The sequence below is a fragment of the Streptomyces antioxidans genome (genome assembly GCF_000968685.2).
GTDB classification, from domain to species: domain Bacteria; phylum Actinomycetota; class Actinomycetes; order Streptomycetales; family Streptomycetaceae; genus Streptomyces; species Streptomyces antioxidans.
On sequence record NZ_LAKD02000133.1, the window covers coordinates 1 to 24,478 of the forward strand.

Annotated in this window: 21 protein-coding genes and 1 pseudogene; 16 read left to right on the forward strand and 6 right to left on the reverse strand. The window is 71.6% G+C overall.

What is annotated here, in order from left to right; all coding sequences use genetic code 11:
• Positions 1 to 126 (forward strand): annotated as a pseudogene (locus tag VT50_RS40820) (serine hydrolase); the annotation flags it as partial.
• Between the two features lie 138 nt (positions 127 to 264).
• Here VT50_RS40820 and VT50_RS35755 read toward each other — a convergent pair.
• Positions 265 to 969 (reverse strand): pirin family protein, encoded by a 705-nt coding sequence (locus VT50_RS35755; protein ID WP_046087635.1) that lies wholly within the window; start codon positions 967 to 969, stop codon positions 265 to 267.
• 151 nt (positions 970 to 1,120) lie between these two features.
• Here VT50_RS35755 and VT50_RS35760 point away from each other — a divergent pair, with 151 nt between their 5' ends.
• The 5 genes from VT50_RS35760 (at position 1,121) to VT50_RS35780 (ending at position 6,085) form a co-directional block, all read left to right on the forward strand.
• The gene (locus VT50_RS35760; RefSeq protein ID WP_046087636.1) at positions 1,121 to 2,305 is read left to right on the forward strand and encodes a PucR family transcriptional regulator; all 1,185 of its coding nucleotides are present in this window, start codon (positions 1,121 to 1,123) and stop codon (positions 2,303 to 2,305) included.
• Positions 2,306 to 2,394: 89 nt separating this feature from the next.
• Positions 2,395 to 3,405: an ACP S-malonyltransferase gene (locus VT50_RS35765; protein WP_046087637.1), complete on the forward strand. Its 1,011-nt coding sequence runs from the start codon at positions 2,395 to 2,397 to the stop codon at positions 3,403 to 3,405.
• Positions 3,402 to 4,412: a ketoacyl-ACP synthase III gene (locus VT50_RS35770; protein WP_046087638.1), complete on the forward strand. Its 1,011-nt coding sequence runs from the start codon at positions 3,402 to 3,404 to the stop codon at positions 4,410 to 4,412. The genes VT50_RS35765 and VT50_RS35770 overlap by 4 nt, the downstream gene beginning before the upstream one ends.
• An 82-nt stretch (positions 4,413 to 4,494) precedes the next feature.
• The gene (locus tag VT50_RS35775) at positions 4,495 to 4,743 is read left to right on the forward strand and encodes an acyl carrier protein (RefSeq protein WP_020871568.1); all 249 of its coding nucleotides are present in this window, start codon (positions 4,495 to 4,497) and stop codon (positions 4,741 to 4,743) included.
• Positions 4,744 to 4,819: 76 nt separating this feature from the next.
• The gene (locus VT50_RS35780) at positions 4,820 to 6,085 is read left to right on the forward strand and encodes a beta-ketoacyl-[acyl-carrier-protein] synthase family protein (protein WP_046087639.1); all 1,266 of its coding nucleotides are present in this window, start codon (positions 4,820 to 4,822) and stop codon (positions 6,083 to 6,085) included.
• 119 nt (positions 6,086 to 6,204) lie between these two features.
• Here the strand turns inward: VT50_RS35780 and VT50_RS35785 are convergent, their stop codons facing one another.
• Positions 6,205 to 7,098, reverse strand: coding sequence for an NAD(P)-dependent oxidoreductase (locus tag VT50_RS35785; RefSeq protein WP_046087640.1), 894 nt, complete (start codon positions 7,096 to 7,098; stop codon positions 6,205 to 6,207).
• 126 nt (positions 7,099 to 7,224) lie between these two features.
• Entirely contained in the window at positions 7,225 to 7,719 is a 495-nt protein-coding gene (locus tag VT50_RS35790) for a DUF3145 domain-containing protein (RefSeq protein WP_046087641.1), read from the reverse strand.
• 325 nt (positions 7,720 to 8,044) lie between these two features.
• On the opposite strand from VT50_RS35790, the gene VT50_RS35795 reads away from it, so the two are divergent.
• The gene (locus tag VT50_RS35795; RefSeq protein ID WP_206269542.1) at positions 8,045 to 9,031 is read left to right on the forward strand and encodes an SGNH/GDSL hydrolase family protein; all 987 of its coding nucleotides are present in this window, start codon (positions 8,045 to 8,047) and stop codon (positions 9,029 to 9,031) included.
• Positions 9,032 to 9,294: 263 nt separating this feature from the next.
• Here the strand turns inward: VT50_RS35795 and VT50_RS35800 are convergent, their stop codons facing one another.
• Entirely contained in the window at positions 9,295 to 11,946 is a 2,652-nt protein-coding gene (locus VT50_RS35800) for a beta-glucosidase family protein (RefSeq protein ID WP_240529447.1), read from the reverse strand.
• Between the two features lie 104 nt (positions 11,947 to 12,050).
• Between VT50_RS35800 and VT50_RS35805 the strand changes: the two genes are divergently transcribed.
• Positions 12,051 to 12,674 carry a TetR/AcrR family transcriptional regulator gene (locus VT50_RS35805; RefSeq protein ID WP_420822259.1) on the forward strand — a complete coding sequence of 208 codons (624 nt, stop codon included), beginning with the start codon at positions 12,051 to 12,053 and terminating at the stop codon, positions 12,672 to 12,674.
• An 80-nt stretch (positions 12,675 to 12,754) separates the two neighbouring features.
• Here VT50_RS35805 and VT50_RS35810 read toward each other — a convergent pair whose 3' ends face one another.
• The gene (locus tag VT50_RS35810) at positions 12,755 to 13,234 is read right to left on the reverse strand and encodes a DUF6299 family protein (protein ID WP_053048650.1); all 480 of its coding nucleotides are present in this window, start codon (positions 13,232 to 13,234) and stop codon (positions 12,755 to 12,757) included.
• A gap of 294 nt (positions 13,235 to 13,528) precedes the next feature.
• Positions 13,529 to 14,764 (reverse strand): MFS transporter, encoded by a 1,236-nt coding sequence (locus VT50_RS35815; RefSeq protein WP_046087643.1) that lies wholly within the window; start codon positions 14,762 to 14,764, stop codon positions 13,529 to 13,531.
• 102 nt (positions 14,765 to 14,866) lie between these two features.
• Here VT50_RS35815 and VT50_RS35820 point away from each other — a divergent pair, with 102 nt between their 5' ends.
• The 8 genes from VT50_RS35820 (at position 14,867) to mmsB (ending at position 24,465) form a co-directional block, all read left to right on the forward strand.
• The gene (locus VT50_RS35820) at positions 14,867 to 15,844 is read left to right on the forward strand and encodes a hypothetical protein (protein ID WP_046087644.1); all 978 of its coding nucleotides are present in this window, start codon (positions 14,867 to 14,869) and stop codon (positions 15,842 to 15,844) included.
• A gap of 147 nt (positions 15,845 to 15,991) precedes the next feature.
• Positions 15,992 to 16,954: an erythromycin esterase family protein gene (locus VT50_RS35825; RefSeq protein ID WP_046087645.1), complete on the forward strand. Its 963-nt coding sequence runs from the start codon at positions 15,992 to 15,994 to the stop codon at positions 16,952 to 16,954.
• A 216-nt stretch (positions 16,955 to 17,170) separates the two neighbouring features.
• Entirely contained in the window at positions 17,171 to 18,331 is a 1,161-nt protein-coding gene (locus VT50_RS35830; RefSeq protein ID WP_046087646.1) for a mandelate racemase/muconate lactonizing enzyme family protein, read from the forward strand.
• Positions 18,328 to 19,359: a zinc-dependent alcohol dehydrogenase gene (locus VT50_RS35835; protein WP_046087647.1), complete on the forward strand. Its 1,032-nt coding sequence runs from the start codon at positions 18,328 to 18,330 to the stop codon at positions 19,357 to 19,359. The genes VT50_RS35830 and VT50_RS35835 overlap by 4 nt, the downstream gene beginning before the upstream one ends.
• 158 nt (positions 19,360 to 19,517) lie before the next feature.
• Positions 19,518 to 20,507: a hypothetical protein gene (locus tag VT50_RS35840; RefSeq protein WP_046087648.1), complete on the forward strand. Its 990-nt coding sequence runs from the start codon at positions 19,518 to 19,520 to the stop codon at positions 20,505 to 20,507.
• Between the two features lie 42 nt (positions 20,508 to 20,549).
• Positions 20,550 to 21,659 (forward strand): multiple monosaccharide ABC transporter substrate-binding protein, encoded by a 1,110-nt coding sequence (gene chvE, locus VT50_RS35845; RefSeq protein ID WP_046087649.1) that lies wholly within the window; start codon positions 20,550 to 20,552, stop codon positions 21,657 to 21,659.
• A 14-nt stretch (positions 21,660 to 21,673) separates the two neighbouring features.
• Positions 21,674 to 23,236, forward strand: coding sequence for a multiple monosaccharide ABC transporter ATP-binding protein (gene mmsA / locus VT50_RS35850; protein WP_046087650.1), 1,563 nt, complete (start codon positions 21,674 to 21,676; stop codon positions 23,234 to 23,236).
• Positions 23,233 to 24,465: a multiple monosaccharide ABC transporter permease gene (gene mmsB / locus VT50_RS35855; protein ID WP_046087651.1), complete on the forward strand. Its 1,233-nt coding sequence runs from the start codon at positions 23,233 to 23,235 to the stop codon at positions 24,463 to 24,465. Before mmsA ends, mmsB begins: the two co-directional genes overlap by 4 nt.
• Positions 24,466 to 24,478: the final 13 nt, after the last annotated feature.

Here is a 24,478-nt window from a genome sequence, read left to right on the forward strand (position 1 = left end):
ACGTTCCTATGGGTAGATCCGGACGCTGGCGCCGCCTGCGTGGCCCTCACCGACCGGGCCTTCGGCCCGTGGGCGATCGCGGCCTGGCCCACGTTCACCGACGCGGTCCTGGCGGAGCTGGGCTAGGGGGCTGGGGGCTAGGGGCTGGGGGCTGGGGGCTGGGGGCTCCGGCCGATCTTGAGGCCTGCGGTGGGCTGTTCCCCTCCCCGCCCCTTCCCTCAGCTAGAGCTTCGCCCCTGCCAACCGTACGGGCCCCGGACCCTCTCAGCCGTAGCTCGGCTCCGCGTGCATCTCCCAGATCAGCAGCTCCGCCGGGCCCTCGGCGCGCCCCTCCAGACCCTCCGCGGCGGAGATCCGGGCCGCGTCACCGGGGGCGAGGGTCCCCCCGCTGGTCGCCCCGTCGGTCCCCCCGCCCGTCGCCCCGACAATCCGCACCGCCCCCCGCACCACATGCGCGTACACCCACGGCGCGTCCGGCAGCGCGGTGCGCTCGCCGTCCACCAGCCGCCGCACGTGCAGCACCGCCCCGGTGCGCTCCAGTGCGTACGGGGTGCCGTCGGCGATGCCGCGCACCACCTCGTACACCGGGTCCATGGCGCCGCCCGGGCCCGGCATCAGCCACATCTGGACGAAGGTGAGGGGTTCGGCGCCCGCGTTGCGCTCGTTGTGACGCACTCCGCTTCCGGCGCTGAGCCGCTGGACGTCGCCGGGGCGCACGACGGTCCGCGCGCCGGTGGAGTCCTCGTGGGTGAGCTCGCCCTCGACGACCCAGGTGACGATCTCCATATCGCGGTGGGGATGTTCGGCGAAGCCCGCGCCGGGGGCAAGCCGCTCCTCGTTGCAGGCCACGAGCGAGCCGAAGCGCACATTGCCGGGGTCGTAGTACCCAGAGAAGGAAAAGGCGTGGCGCGTCTCGATGCCCGCGCCGTCCCCGCCCGGATACCGTTCACCGGACCGCTGTATCCACATCACCCGGTCCACGGTAGTGCGCCCCTGACCGTCCGCCCCGGCCCGTAGCTACCGTTCCGTAGCTACCGCCCCGTACTCACCGCCCCGTCCCTACCGCCGCGTACGCCTCCCGCCCCCAGCGCTCACCATCCGATAAGGCAGTCTTGTCCTCGTGCCTGAACCAGCCTCGAACACCCCGCATCCGCACAGTGCCACCCTGCGCCGCCTGGAGAAGTCCTCCGGGAAGCTCGCCGCCAACGCCATCGCGCGCATGGACGAGCAGCTGCCGTGGTACAGGGCGATGCCGCCCGAGAACCGCTCCTGGATCGGTCTCGTGGCGCAGGCGGGCATCGCGGCCTTCACCGAATGGTTCCGCCACCCCGAGGCACCCCAGGCGATCAGCACCGATGTGTTCGGCACCGCCCCGCGCGAGCTGACCCGGGCGATCACCCTGCGGCAGACCGTGGAGATGGTCCGCACCACCATCGAGGTCATGGAGTCGGCGATCGACGACGTGGCGGCCCCGGGCGATGAGTCGGTGCTGCGCGAGGCGCTGCTGGTGTACGCGCGGGAGATCGCCTTCGCCACCGCCCAGGTGTACGCGCAGGCGGCCGAGGCGCGCGGCGCCTGGGACGCCCGCCTGGAGTCGCTGGTGGTCAACGCGGTGCTGTCCGGCGAGGCGGACGAGGGCGCGCTGTCCCGCGCGGCCGCCCTGGGCTGGAACTCGCCCGACCATGTGTGCGTGGTGCTGGGCACCGCCCCGGACGGGGACAGCGAGCTGACCGTGGAGGCGATCCGGCGGGCCGCCCGCCACGCCAAGCTGCAGGTGCTCACCGGGGTGCTCGGCGACCGTCTTGTGGTGGTCGCGGGCGGCTCGGACAATCCGCTCCAGGCGGCTAAGGCGCTGATCGGGCCGTATGCCCCGGGCCCGGTGGTGGCCGGTCCCGTGGTCTCCGACCTGCTGGCCGCGACCCGCTCGGCGGGGGCGGCGGCGGCCGGACTGAAGGCGTCCACGGCCTGGCCGGACGCGCCCCGTCCGGTGCTCGCCGACGATCTGCTGCCCGAGCGCGCGATGGCCGGGGATCCGGCCGCCCGTGAGCAGTTGGTGGAGGAGATCTACAGACCGCTGGAGGAAGCCGGTTCGGCGCTGCTCGAGACGCTGAGTGTGTACCTCGAACAGGCGAGCAGTCTCGAGGGGGCGGCCCGGATGCTCTTCGTTCACCCGAACACCGTCCGCTACCGGCTACGACGTGTGACGGACGTCACCGGATGGTCGCCTTCCGACGTCAGGTCGGCGTTTACTCTGCGCATAGCCCTGATCCTGGGACGTCTCGCCGACGCGAACATATTGCCCTGACCGTTTGTTGGACCCCCACAATTCCCCTGTCGGTTCTTCGTCCTTGTCCTCACGGGCGAGCCGGACCGTCCACAAGAGAGAGTGTGAGAGTGCTCGTACTCGTCGCTCCCGGCCAGGGCGCTCAAAAGCCCGGCTTCCTGACCCCCTGGCTCGACCTCCCCGGCGTCACCGAACGGCTGACCTGGTGGTCGGCCGTCTCCGGGCTGGACCTCATCCACTACGGCACCAAGGCCGACGAGGAGGAGATCCGCGACACCGCGGTGGCCCAGCCGCTGCTGGTGGCCGCCGGTCTGGTCGCCGCCCACGCACTGTTCGGCGAGGGCGGCGGGGACGGCGGAGGCGGCGCGGGCGCGACCGGTCTCGCGGAGCTGCCGAACCGTATCGGCGCCGTCGCGGGCCACAGCGTCGGCGAGATCACCGCGGCCGCGGCCGCCGGTGTGTTCACCGACGAAGCGGCCATGGTGCTGGTCCGCCGCCGCGGACTCGCCATGGCGGAGGCCGCGAGCCGCACCGAGACCGGAATGGCCGCCATACTGGGTGGTGAGCAGGACGATGTCGTCGCCCACCTCGACAAGCACGGACTGACCCCGGCGAACGTCAACGGCGCCGGGCAGATCGTGGCCGCGGGCACCGCCGAGCAGCTGGCGGCGCTGGCCGAGGACAAGCCCGAGGGGGTGCGCCGCGTCGTACCGCTCAAGGTGGCCGGCGCGTTCCACACCGACCACATGGCCCCGGCGGTCGCCGCCCTCGAGACCCTGGTCGCGGGGATCCCGGTGGCCGATCCGCGCACCCGCTACGTCTCCAACCGGGACGGCGGGGTCGTGGCGAGCGGTGCCGGGGTGATCGAGCGGCTGGTCGCCCAGGTGTCCAACCCGGTGCGCTGGGATCTGTGCATGGAGACCTTCCAGGAGCTGGGCGCCACCGGGCTGATCGAGATGGCCCCGGGCGGCACGCTCACCGGCATCGCCAAGCGGGCGCTGCCGGGCGTCACCAATGTGGCGCTGAAGACTCCGGACGATCTCGACACGGCCCGTGCGCTGATCGCGGAGCACGCCGTTCCCGTCGACACCCCGGCCGAAGAGGAGCTCCGAGAAGCATGACCGCGAAGATCAAGCCCAGTAAGGGCGCCCCATACGCGCGCATTCTCGGCGTCGGTGGCTACCGTCCGACCCGGGTGGTGCCGAACGAGGAGATCCTCAAGCACATCGACTCCTCCGACGAGTGGATCCGCTCCCGTTCGGGCATCGCCACCCGGCACTGGGCCGGCCCGGACGAGACGCTCGCCACCATGTCCGTGGAGGCCGGGGGCAAGGCCATCGCCGACGCCGGTCTGACGCCGGAGCAGATCGGCGGCGTGATCGTCTCGACGGTCTCGCACTTCAAGCAGACCCCGGCCGTCGCCACCGAGATCGCGCATCTGCTGGGCACCAACAAGCCGGCCGCGTTCGACATCTCGGCGGGCTGTGCGGGCTTCGGCTACGGGCTGACCCTCGCCAAGGGCATGATCACCGACGGCACCGCGGAGCATGTGCTGGTCATCGGGGTCGAGCGGCTTTCGGACCTGACCGACCTGGAGGACCGGGCGACGGCCTTCCTGTTCGGCGACGGCGCCGGAGCCGTCGTGGTCGGCCCCTCCCAGGAGCCCGCGATCGGCCCGACCGTCTGGGGGTCGGAGGGCGACAAGTCCGACACCATCACCCAGACGCTGCCCTGGGACGTCTACCGCGAGCAGAACGCCGCCGAGGTGCGCTACCCGGCGCTGCACCAGGAGGGCCAGGCCGTCTTCCGCTGGGCCGTCTACGAGATGGCGAAGGTCGCCCAGCAGGCCCTGGACGAGGCCGGGGTCAGCGCGGACGAGCTCGACGCGTTCATCCCCCACCAGGCCAACATGCGGATCATCGACTCGATGATCAAAACCCTCAAGCTGCCGGAGCACGTCACGGTCGCCCGTGACGTGGAGACCACCGGCAACACCTCGGCAGCCTCCATCCCGCTCGCCATGGAGCGGCTGTTGGCGACGGGGCAGGCGAAGAGCGGCGACACCGCGCTCGTCATCGGATTCGGAGCGGGTCTCGTCTACGCAGCGACGGTCGTTACCCTCCCTTAGGCTCCATAGTCCATATCCACGCAGCTCCATAGAAACCGGACGCTGCGCCACCACCGCAACACACCGAAGAAGGAGCGCCGCAATGGCCGCCACTCAGGAAGAGATCCTCGAAGGTCTCGCCGAGATCGTCAACGAGATCGCCGGTATCCCGACCGAGGACGTCCTGCTGGACAAGTCCTTCACCGATGACCTGGACGTCGACTCGCTGTCCATGGTCGAGGTGGTCGTCGCCGCCGAGGAGCGCTTCGACGTGAAGATCCCGGACGACGACGTCAAGAACCTCAAGACCGTCGGCGACGCCGTCGACTACATCCTCAAGCACCAGGGCTGAGCCCGTACCGAGGCCGGTCGTCGCCGCCCGTGCGGTGGCAGGTCCAGCACCTTCTACACGTGGAGTAGGAATTCCTGTGAACTCGACCAATCGCACCGTGGTCGTCACCGGTGTTGGTGCCACGACGCCGCTGGGTGGCGACGCCCCGTCGACCTGGGAGGCCCTGCTGGCCGGCCGGTCCGGTGTCCGCCTGCTGGAGGAGGAATGGGCGGCCGAGCTGCCGGTCCGCATCGCCGCGCGGGTCGCGGTGGAGCCGGGCACGGTCATTCCGCGCCCGCAGGCCCGCAAGCTCGACCGTTCCGCGCAGTTCGCGCTGCTCGCGGCCCGTGAGGCATGGGCGGACGCGGGCTTCACCGCCAAGGCGGGCGAGGACTCCTCGGTCGACCCCGACCGGCTCGGCGCGGTCATGGCCTCCGGTATCGGCGGGGTCACCACCCTGCTCGACCAGTACGACGTGCTGCGCGAGAAGGGCGTCCGCAAGGTCTCCCCGCACACCGTGCCGATGCTGATGCCCAACAGCCCGGCGGCGAACGTCAGCATCGACCTCAACGCCCGCGCGGGCGCGCACACCCCGGTGAGCGCGTGCGCCTCCGGCGCCGAGGCCGTCGGCTACGCCATCGAGATGATCCGCACCGGCCGTGCCGATGTGGTCGTCGCGGGCGGTACCGAGGCGTCCATCCATCCGCTGCCCATCGCCGCCTTCGGCAACATGATGGCGATGTCCAAGAACAACGACGACCCGCAGGGCGCCTCGCGCCCGTTCGACGTCAACCGCAATGGCTTCGTGATGGGCGAGGGCTCGGGCGCCATCGTCCTGGAGTCGGCGGAGCACGCCGCGGCGCGCGGCGCCCGGGTGTACGCGCGCGCCATCGGCCAGGGCATCTCGGCCGACGCCCACCACATCACCCAGCCGGAGCCGTCCGGCAACGGCATCGGTAACGCGCTGCAGAACCTGGTGGAGAACACCGGCGTCAGCGGTTCCGAGATCGTGCACGTCAACGCGCACGCGACCTCGACCCCGCAGGGCGACCTGGCGGAGATCAAGGCGCTGCGCAAGGTGTTCGGCGACGACGTGGACCACATGGCGGTCTCCGGCACCAAGTCCATGACGGGCCATCTGCTCGGCGGCGCGGGCGGTGTGGAGACCGTGGCCAGCGTGCTGGCGCTGTACCACCGGCTGGCCCCGCCGACGATCAACATCGGCTCCCTTGACCCGGAGGCGGACGCGGACATCGTGACCGGCGAGGCGCGGGCGCTCCCGGCCGAGGGCCAGCTCGTGGCGCTGAACGACTCGTTCGGCTTCGGCGGCCACAATGTGGTGCTGGCCTTCAGCACGGTCTGACCGCTCGGCGCCGTGAGGCGCCGATACGCGGGTGCGGCCCGCCCCCGGCCCCGGCCGGAGGCGGGCCGCTTCCGTGTCAGGGAGGTCGCTTCCGCGTCAGGGGCGGGGCCGCTTCCGCGTCAGGGGGCTTCGCCGTCGAAGCTGGCGAAGTACGAGGCCACCATGTCCTCGTCGCCGTGGCCCGCCGCGATCGCGCGGCGGAACCGCTCCGCGCCCGCGGCCGCCAGGTCCAGCCGCACTCCGGCGCGCTCCCCGGCCTCCACGATCAGCCGGGCGTCCTTCTCGGCGGTCTTGGTGGCGAAGCTGGGCTCGAGGTCGCCCCGGAACACCTGGGCGGACTTGACCCGCATATAGCCGTTGTCCAGCGGGCCGCCCTCGACCGCGTCCAGGAAGCCCTGCCAGTCCACGCCCAGCCCCTTGGCGAGCGCTGCCGCCTCGGCGGTGGCGTGGGTGACGTTGAGCACCCAGCTGTTGAGCACCAGTTTGAGCCGGGTGGCGGCGGCGCCCTCCGCGCTGTCGCCGACCCACACCGTACGGCTGCCGATGGCGTCGAAAACCGGCCAGACGACCGGGCGGGCGGAGTGGGGCCCGGCGGCCAGCACCAGCAGCTGTCCGCTCTCCGCGGGCTGCCTGGTGCCGAGCACGGGTGAGTCGATGAGGACGAGGTCCTGCTCACGGGCGAACGCGGCGAGCGATTCCAGCGCCTCCAGACCCGCCGTGGTGGCCTGGGCCCATGCGGTTCCGGGGCGCAGCGCCGGGGCGGCCTGCCGCATCGTGTCGAGGGCCGCGGCGCCGTCGAAGAGGATCGTCAGGACGGCATCGGCGCCGTCCACGGCCTCCGCCGGGGTGTCGGTGACGCGTACGCCGTCCTCGCTGAGGGGATCCGCCTTGGCTCGGGTGCGGTTCCACGCACGGACCTCAAGCCCGGAGCGGGCGAGGTTACGGGCCATTCCGGAGCCCATGATGCCGGTGCCGAGGACCGCGACGGACATTGCCGGGTGTTGTTCGGTCATTCCGCCACGCTAAGCGCTCCGCGGGAAGTGGCGCGAGGTGTGATCGTTCCTCCACGGCCGCGTCGTGGCTGGTCACCCACGCGGCGGAGCCGCATTTCGACACAGCCGCGGCGGAGCCGTCGGCGCTCAGACGACCTGGTGCAGCCAGCGGACCGGGGCGCCCTCACCCGCGTAGCGGAATGGCTCCAGCTCGTCGTCCCAGGGCTTGCCGAGCAGCTTGGCGATCTCCGCCTCGAGATCGCTCTCGCCGCGGGCCGAGCGGGCGAGGGCGGCGCGCAGCCGGTCCTCGGGGATCAGGATGTCGCCGTGCATTCCGGTGACCGCGTGGAAGATGCCGAGCTCGGGGGTGGAGCTGTAGCGCTCGCCCTCGGCGGTGGCGCAGGGCTCGGCGGTCACCTCGAAGCGCAGCAGATGCCAGCCGCGGAGCGCTGACGCCATTTTGGAGGCCGTGCCGACCTCGCCCTGCCAGGAGAATTCGGCACGCCAGGTGCCGTTCGCCGCCGGCTGCTTGATCCAGTCGAGGGTCACGCGCACGCCGAGGACGCCCGCGATGGCCCATTCGACGTGCGGGCACAGCGCGCGCGGAGCGGAGTGCACATACAGAACTCCACGGGTCGTCACCGGTGCCTCCTGTGCGGTTCGAGGTGCGCCTTCCCCAGCGGCCTCGCGCCCGTACCGGTCCCGCCCGGGACATCGGATCACATTCTGCCCTAGTGATCACTCCCACACCAGTCTCGACGTCACCTTCAGTGAAATTTATCGTGCAGAATTCTCTAGAAAGTGGACAGGATGTGACGGGGCGTAATGTGCTGGTACCGCATAGCGCGTCAGGTCGCCGGGACGGCGCTCATCTGGCACAAGAAAAACGTACCGTGCGAGTCAGCCGGAGGAGTGACGTACCGTCGGTCCGGATAGATATCACCCAACAGCCGGAGGGGGAACAGCCATGCGGGTCAGTGCGACACGCCGGAAGCGTCCGGCGGCCGCTTCCTCGACCACGCGTACGGTCGTGCGCCCGTCCCCGCGCACCGCCGGGCGTACAGCAGGGCGCACCGCTGGACGCGCCGGCGTGGTGCTGTTCACCACCGCCGCCGTGCTGAGCTCCGCGGGCTGTTTCGGCAGCTCGGACGACCCCTCCCGACAGGGGCCGACCCGCGCGGCGAAGACCCCGGGCGCCAAGCGGGCCGTCGTCTGGAACACCCGGCCGACCTCGATCGCCTCCGTGGGCGACTCCATCACCCGTGGCTTCGACGCCTGTTCGGTGCTCTCCGACTGCCCCGAGGTGTCGTGGTCCACCGGCACCGATGTGGAGAGCCTCGCCCAGCGGCTGCTGCCCTCCGCCACCGCCGGCGCGGGGACCCACGCCTGGAACTTCGCCAAGACCGGCGCGGTCGTGGCCGACCTGCCCGGCCAGATCGAGGCGGCCGCGGCCCGCAAGCCGAAGCTGATCACCGTGATGATCGGCGCCAATGACGCCTGCCGGGACTCGGTGGACGACATGACCTCCCCCGAGCAGTTCCGCACCACCTTCACCTCGGCGCTCACCCGGCTGCGCCGCGATCTGCCCAAGACCCAGGTGTATGTGGCCAGCGTGCCGGATCTGAAGCGGCTGTGGTCGGAGGGGCGGAAGAACGTCTTCGGGCGGCAGATCTGGAAGCTGGGCATCTGCCCATCGATGCTCAAGGACTCCGAGCACCTGGACGCGGCCTCCAACGACCGCCGACAGCGGGTGTCGGACCGGGTGACCGAGTACAACAAGGTGCTGAAGGACGTGTGCGGGCGGGATGTGCTGTGCCGGTATGACCCGGCGGTGCACAAGTACCGCTTCACCACGCATGAGCTGAGCAAGTGGGACTGGTTCCACCCCAGCAAGGCGGGCCAGGCGCAACTGGCCGACATGGCCTACCGCCGCATCACCGCTGCCTCACCCTGACCCCAGGCCCCGCGGCCCAGCTCCTGACCGGACGCCGGGCGCGGGGCACCCCTCCCCATACGCGGCTCCGCCACACGGCAGGGACCGCGCCCCTGGCCCCGGGGTTGGGGCACAGCCCCGGCCCGGCGGGGGCTGGGGCGGAGCCACAGGTTCGGGGAGGGGCGGGGAGCGGAGGGGAACAGTCCGCCGCAGGCGTCGCGATGCGTCGGCCGCCCCCTGACCGGCGGACGCGAGCAGCCTCGCCGCGCGCCGGACGGCGTAGCTCAGGCGGTCGTCCGCACGGGCACCGGGAACGACAGGCGGCGGTCGGCTACGCTGCGGCCCGCCTCTGCCGTGTAGGCGCCCGGGATCAGGCGCCAGGCGCCCGTTGACTCGTCCCAGATCTCCGCCGCCCGGCGGGGCAGGGGGATGGCCGCCTCCGCCGTCTCGCCCGGAGCGGCGGTGACCGAGGCGAAGCCCGCGAGGCGCCGCACCGGGCGATCCTCGCCGTCGCCCTGGGCGACGTCCTGGGCGCCGCGCGCGGTGGCGTCCTGGGCGTCGTTCTCCGTATCGCCCCCCGTGCCGTTCTCCGCGTCGTTCTCCGTGTCGTTCTCCGGCACGGTGAGGTAGAGCTGTACGACCTCACGGCCCGCCCTGGCACCCGTGTTGCGGACCCGCACGGTCACCGTGCCCAGCGTCTCGTCCTCGCCCTCCGCGGGGGTGAAGTCCATCGCCTCGTACGCCCAGTCCGTGTAGCCAAGGCCATGTCCGAACCAGTACGCCGGAGCGGTCCCCGCCCGCCGCTCCCACGCGCGGTAGCCGATGAACACGCCCTCCTCGTAGACCAGTCGGCCCTCGCTGGGTGTGACCGTGCTGACCGGGGCGTCCTCGAGCCGCCGGGGCCAGGTCGTGGGCAGGCGGCCGCCGGGCTCCTCCGCGCCCAGCAGGACGTCGGCGAGCGCGGCCCCCGCCTCCTGGCCCGGGAACCAGCTCAGCAGCACCGCGGCGACCTCGTCCCGCCAGGGCATCTCGACCGGAGAACCCGCGTTGACCACCACCACGGTGGGGGTGCCGGTGGCGGCGACCCTGCGCACCAGCTCGTCCTGACGGCCCGGCAGCCGCAGATGCCGACGGTCGAACCCCTCGCTCTCGACCCGCTCGGTGGTGGCGACCACCACCACGGCCGCCTCGGCCGCCGAGGCCGCGGCGACGGCCTCCTGGATCAGCTCCTCGGCGTCCCGCTCCGGCGCCCGGTGCAGCAGGCTGAAGCAGACGGCGTCGAGCTGGGCGTCCTCGGGGCGGGCCACCGCGCAGCTGAGGCTGACCTCCACCGGCTCGCCCGCGGTGAGCTCCACCTGGCCCCGGGGCACCGGGGAGCCCATGAACGCCTCGAAGAGGTCGTCGACGTCCGCCGGAAGCTCCTCCCCCTCGAAGAGCACCTTTCCGGCCACGGTCAGCCGGAGCCCGCCCAGCCCCCTGGTGCCGAAGGAGTGGGCACCGCTCTCGCGCGGGGTGAAGGTGCCGACGGTCTCCACGGTGTGCAGCTCCTCGAAGCTCACCCCGTCGGGGAAGTCGCTGATCCACTGCACCTGCCCACTGGCCAGCCGGGACTCGCCGAGCACCCGCCCGTCGGCGGCCCTGACCACCGCGCGCAGCGCGAACCCCTGGGCGGCGGGGGCGAGTTCATCGGTGGGGTCGGCGCCCACCGCGTAGCTGAGCCGAACGTCCGGCGGCAGGGCGGCCCGCAGCCCGTCGAGCGGGGAGACCACATGGTCGGGGAAGACCACCGCCGAGCCGCCGCCCAGCACCCGGGCGTCGCGCGCCGCGGCGCCGATCAGGGCCAGCGACCGCACCCCGCCGGGGGCGCCGGTCTCCAGCGGCAGCACGGTTTCCCCGCCGCCCGCGGCCTCGTTCCGCAGCAGTACGAAGGAGCGCCGGGCGATCTCGCGGGCCAGCGCCTCCCCGTCGATCGGACCGGGCCGGTCGGCGGGGGCGACGGCCGGGGCCGCGCCGTCCAGGACGCCGACCCGGGCGGCCAGGGTGAGCAGCCGCCGCACCGCCTCGTCCAGCTCCGCCTCGGTCACCCGGCCGTCGCGCACCGCGGCGGCCAACGCCTCGCCGTAGACGGTCCGCGGGCCGGGCATCGCGACGTCCAGCCCGCCCTTGAGTCCCCGCACGGTGTCACGGGCCGCCAGCCAGTCGGAGACGATGAAGCCGTCGAAGCCCCATTCACCGCGCAGCACCCCCCGCTGAAGCGCGCGGTGTTCGGTCATCGTCGACCCGTTGACGCCGTTGTAGGCGGCCATGACGCCCCAGGGGCGGGCGTTCTTGACGATGGCTTCGAAGGGCGCGAGATACAGCTCGCGCAGCGCCCGCGCACCGATCGCGTTGTCGACGGTGAAGCGCTCGGTCTCGGCGTCATTGGCCACGAAGTGCTTGACGGTGGTGCCCACCCCGCCGTCCTGCACACCCGTCACATAGCCGGTGCCGATCGCACCGGTGAGATGCGGATCCTCGCTGTACGCCTCGAAGTGGCGGCCGCCCAGCGGGGAACGGTGCAGATTGACCGTCGGCGCGAGCAGCACATGGACGCCCTTGCGCCGCGCCTCCTGCGCGAGCAGCCGCCCCGCCCGCCGGGCGAGCTCCGGGTCCCAGGTCGCGGCGAGCGCGGTGGGACTGGGCAGGGCGATGGAGGGGTCGTCCGCGGTCCAGTGGACGCCGCGGACGCCGATCGGGCCGTCCGACATCACCAGGGACCGCAGCCCGATCGCCGGAACGGCGGGCAGGCTCCACATGTCCTGCCCGGACAGCAGCCGCGCCTTGGTCTCCAGGTCCAGCAGGCCGAGGGCCTTCTCCACCACGGCTCCGGCCGTGCCCCCCTCGCCGCCTTCGCCCCCTTCGTAGCCCTCGCTGCCCTCGCCGATCGCGTCCGCCATCGCTCGCCCCTCCCGGTGCGGGTCCCGTCCGGTCCTCGTCCGGGGCCATGGTGGACCCGAGAACCTGTTGCCAGGTAGGTACCGTTATCGACTCGTTATCAAACATGCTCTACGGTACGGGCATGGAGAGGGCGACCGAGCGCGGTACCAGACGGGGTGAGGAACGACGGGCGGAGATCGTCCGCCGTGCGCTCGAGGTGATCGCCGAGCGCGGCTACCGGGGCGCGACCCTCGGGGCGGTCGCCGAGCGGGTGGGCCTCACCCAACAGGGGCTGCTCCACTACTTCCCCACCAAGGACTCGCTCCTCATCGCCGTGCTCGAGGAGCGCGACCAGTGGGACACCGGCTCCGCGCGGCACGACGGAGAGCACATATGGCCGCTGGACCTGCTGGCCTCGCTGGTGGAGTACAACGCGATGCGCCCCGGCGTCGTCCAGACCTTCTCCGCGCTCCTCGGCGAGAGCGTCACCGGCGACCACCCCGCGCGCGGCTTCTTCACCCAGCGCTACGACAGGGTGCGCGCCGACATGGCGGCCATCCTGCGCGGCGAGTTCGGCGACCGGCTCCCCGGCGGGCTCACCCCGGAGGCCGCCGCGCCGCTGCTGGTGGCGGTGATGGACGGGCTCCAGTTCCAGTGGCTGCACGACCGGGACGCGGTGGACATGCCCGCCCTCTTCCGGGCCTTCGTCTCCCTGCTGGGGCAGGGAGACGAAGCGGCCGGGGCGTGACGGCCGTACGGTGCGCGGCGGCCCTGCGGCGGCCGTACGTGACGGCCTTACGGACGCCGCCGCCGTCCCGTGACGGCGGCTCAGCCGTCGCCGCCCACCAGCCTGACCTCCCGTTCGACCCCGACCGCGCTCCTCGGCACCGGCACGAAGGAGCCACCGGCGTCGAACCGCAACAGCGTGCCCTCGGCGTCCGCCGGTCCCGGCTGGTACGGCCCCACGTTCGCCGCGTCGATCAGCCAGCGGTGCCGCTGTCCGTCGCAGACGGCGTTGTAGCCGCCGAGGCCGTGGCGCTCCCCGTCCTGGGTGAGGGTGACCAGCACGGTCGCCCGCGCGTACCCCGCCCCTTCCCGGACGCAGCGGTAGCTGCCGTACAGCGTGACGGATCCGTCCGGGGAGACGTTCCCGGTGCGGTCGATGGTCAGGTCGTCGGTCCAGGGCAGCGGCAGACGGGGCCGGTCGGGTCCGGCGGGCCCGGCGGGCCCGGCTGACGCGGCATGGGCGGCCGGGGCGGCCATGAGAAGAACGGTAAGGGCGCCGAGGGCGCGGCGGCGGTTGCGCATGGACGGATGTACCTCCTGGTGCGGGAGTTCAGTTGCCCGTACAGCTACCGGGCGGGCGAACCCGTCCGGGGGAGCCTCACCCCCGTGCGGCGTGTCCGGCACCGCCCAACGGGTGGCCGCCGGGCGCCGGGTTGACCCCGGCACACCGCCCACGGCCGCCCCGATGACGCCCTTACGGCGCTCACCCGCGCCCTTACGGTGCCCACGCCACCCTTACGGCGCCCGCCCCGCCCTTACCGTGCTCGCCCGCCCCCTTACCGCGCCAACGCCACCCTTACGGCGCCCGCCCCGCCCTTACGGCGCTCGTCCCTCCCGGGCCGACTCCTCGATCGACCCCTCCGGCGGGGCCGCTTGAGGCCGCTGCGCCCCGGGGTCGTCGCCCCGCAGCCCCGGGGCCAGGGTCAGGGTGACGGCCACGGAGACCGCCGCCAGGACGGCCATCGCCACCGCCGGTGAGGTGGGCTGGGCCAGCGCGCCCGCCAGGGCGGCGGACACGCCCTGCATGGTGAGCATGCCGGAGGAGTGCAGCCCCAGGGCCTGGCCGCTCATCCCGTCCGGCGTCAGGGCCATCAGCCGCTGCTGGAGCCCCAGCGTGGCCGAGAAGCCGATCGAGGCGAGGGCGACGGCGGCCAGCGCGAGCGGCAGCGGCGGACGCACCGCGAAGACCAGATACGGCGCGGCGAGCAGCAGCCGCAGGGGCGCCGCAAGCCGCTCCCGCAGGTGCGGCGGCAGCAGCCGCCCGGTGACGAGGTCCCCCATCAGCATGCCGAGGGAGCCCACGGCGAAGAGCAGCCCGGCGTTCCGGGGCGCGTAGGGCACGAAGAGGGATTCACAGCCGACGATCAGCCCATTGGGCACCCAGAGCGCGTAGTAGACCCGGCGGCGGGGCGCGGAGGACCACAGCCGGGCGTTGACCCGCCAGGTCTCCGCTACCGAGGGCCGCCCCCCGGCCCGGGCCGGACGCCCGCTCAGGCCGAACCGCGAGGCGGCCCCGGCCAGTACGTACAGCGCGGCGGCGGTGAGCAGGGTGCCGCGCGCCGAGAGGGCGGTCACGAGGAGGCCACCGGCCGCGTAGCCGCCGATCTGCATGGTGCCGCCCGACATGTTGAGCACCGAACGGCCCAGCAGATAGCCGTCCTTGGGCAGGATCTCGGTGAGCAGTCCGTAGCGGACGGCGCCGCCGAGGGAGGCCGCCGCGCCGAGCCCGAACACGATGGCGAGGACGGCCGCCACGGGCAGCCCGGGAAGGGCCAGCGCGGCGGTCCCCAGGGCGAAGAGCGCCGACAACCCGGACAGCGCGGCGCGCGGTGGCAGCCGGTCGGCCGCCGACAGCAGCGCCAGCGCGCCCGCCACCTGGGCGAGCGAGGGGCCGAACATGCTGAGCGCGGAGAGCAGCGGTGAGCCGGTCGCCGCGTAGACCAGGGTGCCGAGGGCGAGCCCGCTCGCCGTCGAGGCGGCCACCTGCGTGGCGAAGATGAGGAACAGCGGGGTGAACTCCGGGGCCCGGAACACCTCTCGATAGGTGCGCATGGCCTCAGGCTCGGGAGTCGCCGCGCGGCGGCGTTAATGTTTCGCACGGATGCGAAACGACGCGACAACGCGCGACCACGAGGTGGCGGCGGGGGTGGCCGGATGGGGCTGTGGCTGGTGGACGCGGACACGCTCGCGGGCGGCCGGTTCGTCCTCTCCCCCCTGGCCGAGACCACCGCGGCGCTGATCACCCTGGAGCGGGCGAGCGCCGCCCACCCGGGCGAGCGGGCCTGGCTCGCGGCCCATCTGCCCGGCTACCAGGCGCGGTTGGCCGAGGACCCGGTGACCGCGCTGCTGGTACGGGCCGCGCTGGGCCGCACCTGGCTCGCTGACTTCCTCACCCAGGCGCCGCCCGGCGAGGGCGAGCCGTCCTTCGAGGAGGAGCTGGCCCGGGTCCGTACGACGGCCCCCGCCGCCGCCCGCGACGACCTTACGGTCTCCTTGGGCCGCTCCCCGCTCCCGCCCGCGCTGTGCCGCGACGATCTGCCGTGGCGCCTCGCCGAGCTGCTGGAGTGGGTGTGGACGGCAGCCGTAAGGCCCACATGGCCGCGCCGCCGCCGGATCATCGAGGCCGATGTGGTGGCGCGCACCGACCAGATGAGCCAGGGCGGCTGGGCGGCCGTCCTGGACGGCATGCGGCCGGGGATGCGCTGGCTGGGCGGCAGCCGCCTGCAGATCAACGCCCACGACAACCCGCCCCGCGCGGTCCACGGCGCCCAGCTGCTCTTCGTCCCCGTCACGCCCGCCGCCGGATGGGTCTCCTGGGACGCGCCGCACCGCTACGCCGTGACCTACCCCTGCGCGGGCGCCCTCGCCGTATCCGACCCGCGGCCGGCCGCCGACCCCCTCGCCCGGCTTCTCGGCCCGGCCCGCGCGAGCGTTCTGCGCCTCCTGGACACCCCGAAGAGCACCACCCACCTGGTTGCCCTCACCGGCGGGACCCTGGGCTCGATCGGCGGCCATCTGCGCGTTCTGCGCGAGGCCCGGCTGGTCCGCAGGCGGCGGGCGGGGCGATCGGTCCTGTACGACCGGACGACGGCGGGCGAGGTCCTGGTGACGGCGCAGCGAAGCGGTTCGTAGCCGCCGTTCGCCCCTTGGCTTGACCTCAACCTTGGTTGAGGTCCGAGCCTGCTCTCCGAGCCCGCCCGCTCCGAGCCTGCTTTCGCCGCGTCGGCCACGGCCGGGCACGTTCCGGAACCAATCATTTCCGATCAAGGAGGTCCGGCCATGACCGAGATGGTGACTCGATGGATCGAGGATCATGCTCATCGCCTCACCACGTTCGATCCCGAGGCGCCGCTGACCGATCTCGAGCCGCTGCTCGACATCGTGTGCGACGCGAAGGTCGTGGCCATCGGCGCCTCGACCCGTCAGACCCATGAACTCAGTGCCCTCTCGCACCGGATCGTCCGGCTGCTGGTCGAGGAACGGGGATTCCGTTCGCTCGCGCTGGAAGGGGACAACCCGTCGCGGATCGGCCTCGCCGAGTACATCGGCACCGGGGCGGGCGACCCCCGGGCGCTGCTGGCCGAGGCCCGGCCGTTCTGGCAGACCGAGGAGATCCTCGGCGTCGTCCGCTGGCTGCGCTCCTTCAACCGGCGCCACCCCGATGACCCGGTCCGATTCGTCGACAACGCCCCCACCGCACGGGAGCAGCTGGCCCAGCTCGCCCTGCCCGACGGCCTCGCCCGCATCGAGCGGGGTATGGCCGAGGACACGATCCGGTGGCACGAGGACACCGCGGACCGGATCGTCTACTGGGGCGGTCTCGCGCACACCGTCGACGGCACCCCGCGGACCGTCCCGCCCGCTTCGCCGCCGATGACGCACCGCAACGCGGGCAGTTACCTCCGCGAACGGTTCGGGGCCGGTTACGTGTCCATCGGCCTCACCTTCCACCACGGCATGGCCCCCGGTCCGGTACCCGAGCCGCCCGCGGAGTTCGCTGACGCGACCCTGGGGGGCACCGCGCTGGACGCCTATCTCCTGGACCCGCGCGCCGACGGCCCGGTCCCGGTGCGGACCTGGCTCACCACACCGACCAGGACCCGCCTGATCGGCCCGCGCTACGACCCCGCCGACGATGCCGCCCACCACCTCTCCGGCGGATCGCTCACGGACTGGTGCGATGCCCTCCTCCATGTGCGGGAGGTCACCCCGGTCCGTTTGCTCTCGCACACCAGGGGCTGAGCCCCGCCGCCCAACCATTCCCCAACGAACATTCCGGCAGGCATGTCGCCCGACGCGATGATCGGTCATGATGGTTCTTGATCGGTCATGATGGGTTGTCACGTTCGAACGTCATGCGACGCACAACCATTGACACCCCTGATGGACCCTTACTACCGTCACGTCAACATTTCGAACGTGTGACGAAATCTCGAACACCGCGAAGGGTCGATTGCTGTGCGCATCACCGGTATCAGTACGCATGTCGTCGGCACGCCCTGGCGCAACCTCACCTATGTGCAGGTCCATACGGACGAGGGGATCACCGGCGTCGGCGAGACCCGCATGCTCGGGCGGACCGATGCGCTGCTGGGCTATCTGCGCGAGGCCGAGGCCAATCACCTCGCCGGATCGGACCCGTTCGCGGTGGAGGACCTGGTCCGGCGGATGAAGTACGGCGACTACGGCCGGGCGGGCGAGATCGTGATGTCCGGCATCGCCTGTGTCGAGATGGCCTGCTGGGACATCAAGGGCAAGGCCCTCGGGGTGCCCGTCTGGCAGCTGCTCGGCGGAAAGGTGACCGACCGGGTCAAGGCGTACGCCAACGGCTGGTACACCGTGGAGCGCACCCCCGAGGCGTTCCACAAGGCGGCGTCCACGGTGGTCGAGCGGGGCTACCGGGCGCTGAAGCTCGACCCGTTCGGCACCGGCCACTTCGAGCTGGACCACGCCGAGACCCTGCACTCGCTCTCCCTCGTGGAGGCCGTACGGGACGCGATCGGCCCGGAGGCCGAGCTGCTGGTGGAGATGCACGGGCGGTTCAGCCCGGCGACCGCCGTAAGGATCGCGGGCGAACTGGAGCGGTTTAATCCGTCATGGCTGGAGGAGCCGGTGCCGCCGGAGAACCTCAAGGCGCTCGCGAAGGTCGCGGAGAAGACGCGGCTGCCGATCGCCACGGGGGAGCGCATCCACGACCGGATCGAGTTCCGCGAGCTGTTCGAGTCACAGGCCGCCGACATCATCCAGCCCGACGTCGGGCACATCGGCGGCATCGGCGAGGCGCGCAAGCTCGCCGCCACCGCCGAGACCCACTACGTCCTGATCGCCCCGCACAATGTGGGCGGCTCGGTGCTGACCGCCGCGTCGCTCCAGCTCGCGGGCTGCACTCCGAACTTCAAGATCCTCGAGCACTTCAACGACTTCGCCGACGCGGAGATCAAGAAGGTGGTCAAGGGCGCCCCCCAGGTCGTGGACGGCTACTTCCAGCTCCCCCACGAGCCCGGTCTCGGCGTGGAGCTCGACACCGACGCCGCGGCCGAATTCCCCCAGCAGCAGGCCCACTTCGACCTGTGGGCCGAGGGCTGGGAGAGGCGGGACCCGAAGGGCGGACGGCGGTGACCGCGCTCGTCCTCGACGCCCCCGGCGCGTTCCGTCTCGTCGAGACCGGCACCGCCGCCGAAGAGGCCGCGCCCGGCCCCCATGACGCGCGGGTGCGGATCCACGCCTCCGGGATCTGCGGCAGCGACCGCGAGCTGTACCAGGGCAACCGGCCCGAGGGGTACGTCCGCTACCCCGTCACCCCCGGCCATGAGTGGTCCGGGACGGTCGAGGCGGTCGGCGCGGGCGTCCCGGAGGCGCTTGTCGGCCGTAAGGTCGTCGGCGAGGGGTTCCGCAACTGCCAGGTGTGCGACCGCTGTCACGCCGGGGACACCACCTTGTGCACGGCCGGGTACGAGGAGACCGGCTTCACCCAGCCCGGGGCCATGGCCGACACCCTGACCCTGCCCGCCCGGCTGCTGCACCCGCTGTCCGACGACGCCGACCTGGGCGCCGCCGCCCTGCTTGAGCCCGCCGCGTGCGTCGCCGCCGCCGCGCTCAAGGCCCGCGCCCAGCCCGGGGAGCGGGTCGCGGTGGTCGGCACCGGCACGCTCGGCATGATCGCCGTACAGTTCCTCGCCGCCGTCTCCCCCGGGCGGCTGCTGGTGGTGGGCATCCGCCCGGACCGGGAACGGCTGTCGCTGTCCTTCGGCGGCACCGAGTTCCGCACCCGGGACCAACTGTCCGACCAGCTCTCGGGCTATGACGTGGTGATCGAGACCGCCGGATCGGCCTCCGCCGCCCGTACCTCCGCCTCGCTGCTGCGCCGGGGCGGCCGACTGGTGCTCACGGGCCTCCCCGCGGCGGGCGCGCAGGGTCTTGACCCCACGGACCTGGTGGTACGCCAGCTCGAGGTGCGGACCGTCTTCGGGGCCCCGCCCGCCGCCTGGGCGCACGCCGTACGGGTCTTCGACGCGGGGCTGCTGAGCCTGCGGCCGCTGATCACCCATGAGCTGCCGCTGACCGACTTCGCCTCGGCGGTCGAGCTGGTCGGCAGCGGCGATCCGGCCGTCGGCAAGGTGCTGCTGCGACCGCGGGGGCTCGACTAGCGCATGTGCCGGACGTCAAGCCCCCGCCCGCGGCTCCAGTCATCCCACCAGCCCTTCGGACCGTCTCTAGTCATCACCCCAGCCCCACCCGGACAACGATGTCCTGGGCAGCACCAGCCGGACACCGGACCACCGGCCAGCACTCCACAGGGAGCACCGTGACCGCCGCCTCACCCGCCTCTTCCGGCCCCCGCCGCCCCGCCGAAGCGGCCCTCGCGTCGCTCGGCCACGCCACGCCCGCCCCCGACCCCGCCGACGCCTCCGCGCACACCTTCCCCGACGGCGGCACCTGGCGCACCGAGATCCCCTCCGTCGAGGGCCCGGAGGCGCTGGCCACCGTGTTCAAGGAGGCCGGGCGGCTGGAGGTGCCGATCCACCGGATCAGCCAGGGCAGCGGCGTCTGGATGCTCACCGATGCCGAGATCACCGAGATGGTGGAGAGCTGCGCCGAACGGAACGCCGAGCTGTGCCTGTTCACCGGCCCCCGCGGCACCTGGGACATCGGCGCCGCCACCCGCTCCGACTCCGGCGGCGGGGGGCTGCGCGCCCGTGGCCATGACGCGGTGGCCGGCTGTGTGGAGGACGCGCTGCGCGCGGTCTCGCTGGGCGTGAAGTGCCTGCTGGTGGCCGACGAGGGGGTGCTGTGGCTGCTGAACCGGCTGCGGGCGGGCGGCCAGCTGCCCGCGGACACCACCTTCAAGCTGTCCGCGCTGGTCGGCCCGGTCAACCCGGCCTCGTTCGCGGTGTACGAGCAGCTGGGGGCCGACTCCATCAACATCCCCTCGGACCTGACGCTGGAGCACCTCACCGAGATCCGCCGGGTCTCCCGCGCCCCGCTGGACTTCTATGTCGAGGCCCCGGACGACCTCGGCGGCTATGTGCGGATCTATGACGCGGCGGAGCTGATCCGGCGCGGCGCCCCCCTCTACCTGAAGTTCGGGCTCAGCAGGTCCCCGGGGATCTACCCGTACGGCGCCCAGCTGCGGGACGTGGCGCTGGGCAGCGCCCGTGAACGGGTGCGCCGCGGGCGGCTCGTGCTCGACCTGCTCACCCGGCTGGGCGCGGACGGCGGGATGTCCCCGCCCGGCTCCCGGCTGCCCGGTCCGCTGCGGCGTTTCACCGCCGGTGCGGACCAGCTCGATTCCTGACGTCCCCCACGCAACGACGCCCCAGGGAAGGACCCCAACACCATGCGCACGGTAAGAGGAGCACGAGCCGCGGCGATAGGCGCCGGCCTCCTCGCGCTCTCGCTGACCGCCACGGCCTGTGGCCAGGAGGCGGTCGGCGGCAGCCGGTACAAGAGCAAGGAAAAGGGAGGCACGATCGGCATCGCGATGCCGACGAAGTCCTCCGAGCGGTGGATCGCCGACGGCCGGAACATGGCCAAGCAGTTCCAGGCCGCGGGCTACAAGACGGACCTCCAGTACGGCGAGGACGACGTCCGTACCCAGGTGTCCCAGCTCGAGAACATGATCACCAAGGGCCATCGGCTGCTGGTGGTCGCGCCGATCAACGGCGGGGCCCTCTCCGACGTCCTGAAGCAGGCGCATGAGGCCAACATCCCGGTGATCTCCTACGACCGGCTGCTGCTGGGCACCAAGAACGTCGACTACTACGCGACCTTCGACAACGAGAAGGTCGGCAGGCTCCAGGGCCAGTACATCGCCGACAAGCTGGGGCTCTCCAAGGGCCGCAAGGGCCCGTTCTCCATCGAGCTGTTCGCCGGGTCCTCGGACGACAACAACACCAAGTACTTCTTCAACGGCGCCATGAAGGTGCTCAAGCCGTACCTGGACAAGGGCGAGCTGGTCGTCCGCTCCAAGCAGACCAGTCTCAACCAGCTCTACACCGAGAAGTGGAGCGGCAGCGCCGCCCAGGACCGGATGGAGGACCTGCTCAACAAGGCGTACAGCAGCCGCGATGTCGACGCCGTGCTGTCGCCGTACGACGGCATGTCCATCGGCATCCTCTCGGCGCTCAAGGGTGTCGGCTACGGCAGCAAGTCCAAGCCGTACCCGGTGGTGACCGGGCAGGACGCCGAGCTCGCCTCCGTGAAGTCCATCATCCGGGGCCAGCAGACCCAGACCATCTACAAGGACACCCGCAAGCTGGCGAAGGCCACCGTGGACATGGCCAAGGCGGAGCTGACCGGCGGCAAGCCCCCGGTCAACGACACCAAGTCCTACGACAACGGCGAAAAGGTCGTGCCGACCTATCTGCTCAACCCGGTCAGCGTCGACAAGTCCAATACCCAGGTGCTGGTCGACCAGGGTTACTACACCGCGTCGCAGCTGAAGTAGGGCGGTACCGGGCCATGAGCACCATTCTCGAATTGCGCGCCATCACCAAGACGTTCCCCGGTGTCAAGGCGCTCTCCGATGTCAATCTCCGCGTCCGCCAGGGCGAGATCCACGCCCTGTGCGGGGAGAACGGCGCGGGAAAGTCCACCCTGATGAAGGTGGTCAGCGGGGTCCATCCGCACGGCAGTTACGAGGGCCAGATCCTCTTCGACGGCGAGGAGTGCGCCTTCAAGGACATCCGCGCGAGCGAGCAGCGCGGCATCGTCATCATCCACCAGGAACTGGCGCTGGTCCCCTATCTGTCCATCGCCGAGAACATCTTCCTCGGCAATGAGCACTCCCGGCGCGGCCTGATCAGCTGGAACGAAACCCTCAGACACGCCACCGCGCTGCTCAAGCGGGTCGGTCTGACGGATTCGCCGCAGACCCGCGTGACCGATATCGGTGTGGGCAAGCAGCAGTTGGTGGAAATCGCCAAGGCGCTCTCCAAGGAGGTGAAGCTGCTCATCCTGGACGAGCCGACCGCGGCGCTCAACGACGAGGACAGCGGAAAGCTCCTCGATCTGCTGCTGGAATTCAAGGCGCAGGGCATTTCCTGCATCCTGATCTCGCACAAGCTCAATGAGATCCGCCGGGTCGCCGACTCCGTCACCATTCTGCGCGACGGCCAGAGCATCGAGACGCTGACCGTCCGGGAGACCCCCGATGCCGACCCCGAGGTCTCCGAGGACCGCATCATCCGCGGCATGGTCGGCCGCGACCTCGACCACCGCTTCCCGGACCGCACCCCGTACGAGGGCGAGGACGCCTCGGAGGTGGCCCTGGCGGTCCAGGACTGGACCGTCCACCACCCCATCGACCAGCAGCGCAAGGTGGTGGACGGGGTCTCGCTGAACGTACGGCGCGGGGAGATCGTCGGCATCGCCGGGCTGATGGGCGCCGGCCGCACCGAGCTCGCCATGAGCGTCTTCGGGCGGGCGTACGGGCGCTATGCGGGCGGCCGGGTGTTCCGGGACGGCCAGGAGGTCCGTACCCGCACCGTGCCGGAGGCGATCGACCACGGCATCGCGTATGTCACCGAGGACCGCAAGACTTTCGGGCTGAACCTCGAGGACACCATCAGCCGCAATGTCTCGCTCTCCTCGCTGGCCAAGGTGGCGCGCCGCGGTGTGGTCAACGAGCACGAGGAGTCACGGGTCGCCGAGCGGTTCCGCACCACCATGAACATCAAGGCCCCCACGGTCTTCGAGCGGGTCGGCCGGCTCAGCGGCGGCAACCAGCAGAAGGTCGTCCTCAGCAAGTGGATCTTCGCGGGTCCCGAAGTGCTCATCCTCGACGAGCCCACCCGCGGCATCGACGTCGGGGCCAAGTACGAGATCTACACGGTCATCAACGATCTGGCGGCGCAGGGCAAGGCCGTCATCTTCATCTCCTCCGAGCTGGGCGAGCTGCTGGGGATGTGCGACCGGATCTACACGATGGCGGCCGGGCGGCTGACCGGGGAGGTTCCCCGGGCCGAGGCGACGCAGGAAGTTCTGATGCGCCATATGACGAGGGACAGAGGAGACGAAGGATGAGCACGGCCACCCAGAAGACCGAGAGCCCGGCCCCGTCGCCGGCCGATGGCCCGCCCAGCGTCGGGACGCTGCTGCTGCAGGGACTGCGGTCCAACATGCGGCAGTACGGCATGCTGGTCGCGCTCGCCCTGATCATCGTCATCTTCCAGATCTGGTCGGACGACATCCTGCTGCGGCCGCTGAACGTCACCAACCTGGTGCAGCAGAACGGCTATATCCTCATCCTCGCGATCGGCATGATGATCGTGATCATCGCGGGGCACATCGATCTGTCGGTCGGCTCACTGGTCGCCTTCATCGGCGCCGCCGCCGGCGTCATGATGATCAAACACGATCTGCCGTGGGGCCTCGCGGTCGTCCTCTGTCTGCTGCTCGGCGCGGTGGCCGGGGCCTGGCAGGGCTTCTGGATCGCGTACATAGGCATTCCGTCCTTCATCGTCACCCTGGCCGGAATGCTGGCCTTCCGCGGCGGCACCCAGATCCTGCTGGACGGTCAGTCGCTGTCGCCGTTCCCCGACGGCTTCGAGAAGATGAGCACCGGCTTCATCCCGGAGATGGGCCCGTACACCCAGTACCACAACCCCACGATGGTGATCGGCCTCGTCGTCTGCGCCGCCGCCGTCTGGCAGGAGTGGCGCGCCCGGCAGCAGCGGACCGCCTATGAGCTGGACGTGGTGCCGCTGGGGCTGTTCTTCGTCAAGTGCGCCGCGATCGTGGCCGCGGTGATGGCGTTCACCATGACGCTCTCCAGTTGGCACGGGGCGCCGTACGGGCTGCTGATCCTGGCCGTGCTCTTCGTCCTGTTCAGCTTTGTGATGCGGAACACCGTGGTGGGGCGGCATGTGTACGCCCTCGGCGGCAACCAGCCCGCGGCCAAGCTGTCGGGGGTACGGGACAAGCGCGTCACCTTCATGGTCTTCGTCAACATGGGTGTGCTGGCCGCCCTCGCCGGTCTGGTCTTCGCCGCCCGGCTGGGCTCCGCCACCCCCAGTGCGGGCCTCAACTTCGAGCTCGAGGCCATCGCCGCCGCGTTCATCGGCGGCGCCTCGGCCAGCGGCGGTGTGGGCACGGTGCTCGGCGCGATCATCGGTGGTCTGGTGCTCGGCGTGCTCAACAACGGTATGTCGCTGGTCGGCATCGGTACCGACTACCAGCAGGTGATCAAGGGTCTGGTGCTGCTGGCCGCGGTCGGCTTCGATGTCTGGAACAAGCGCAAGGTCGGGTCGTAACCCATCAGCTGTC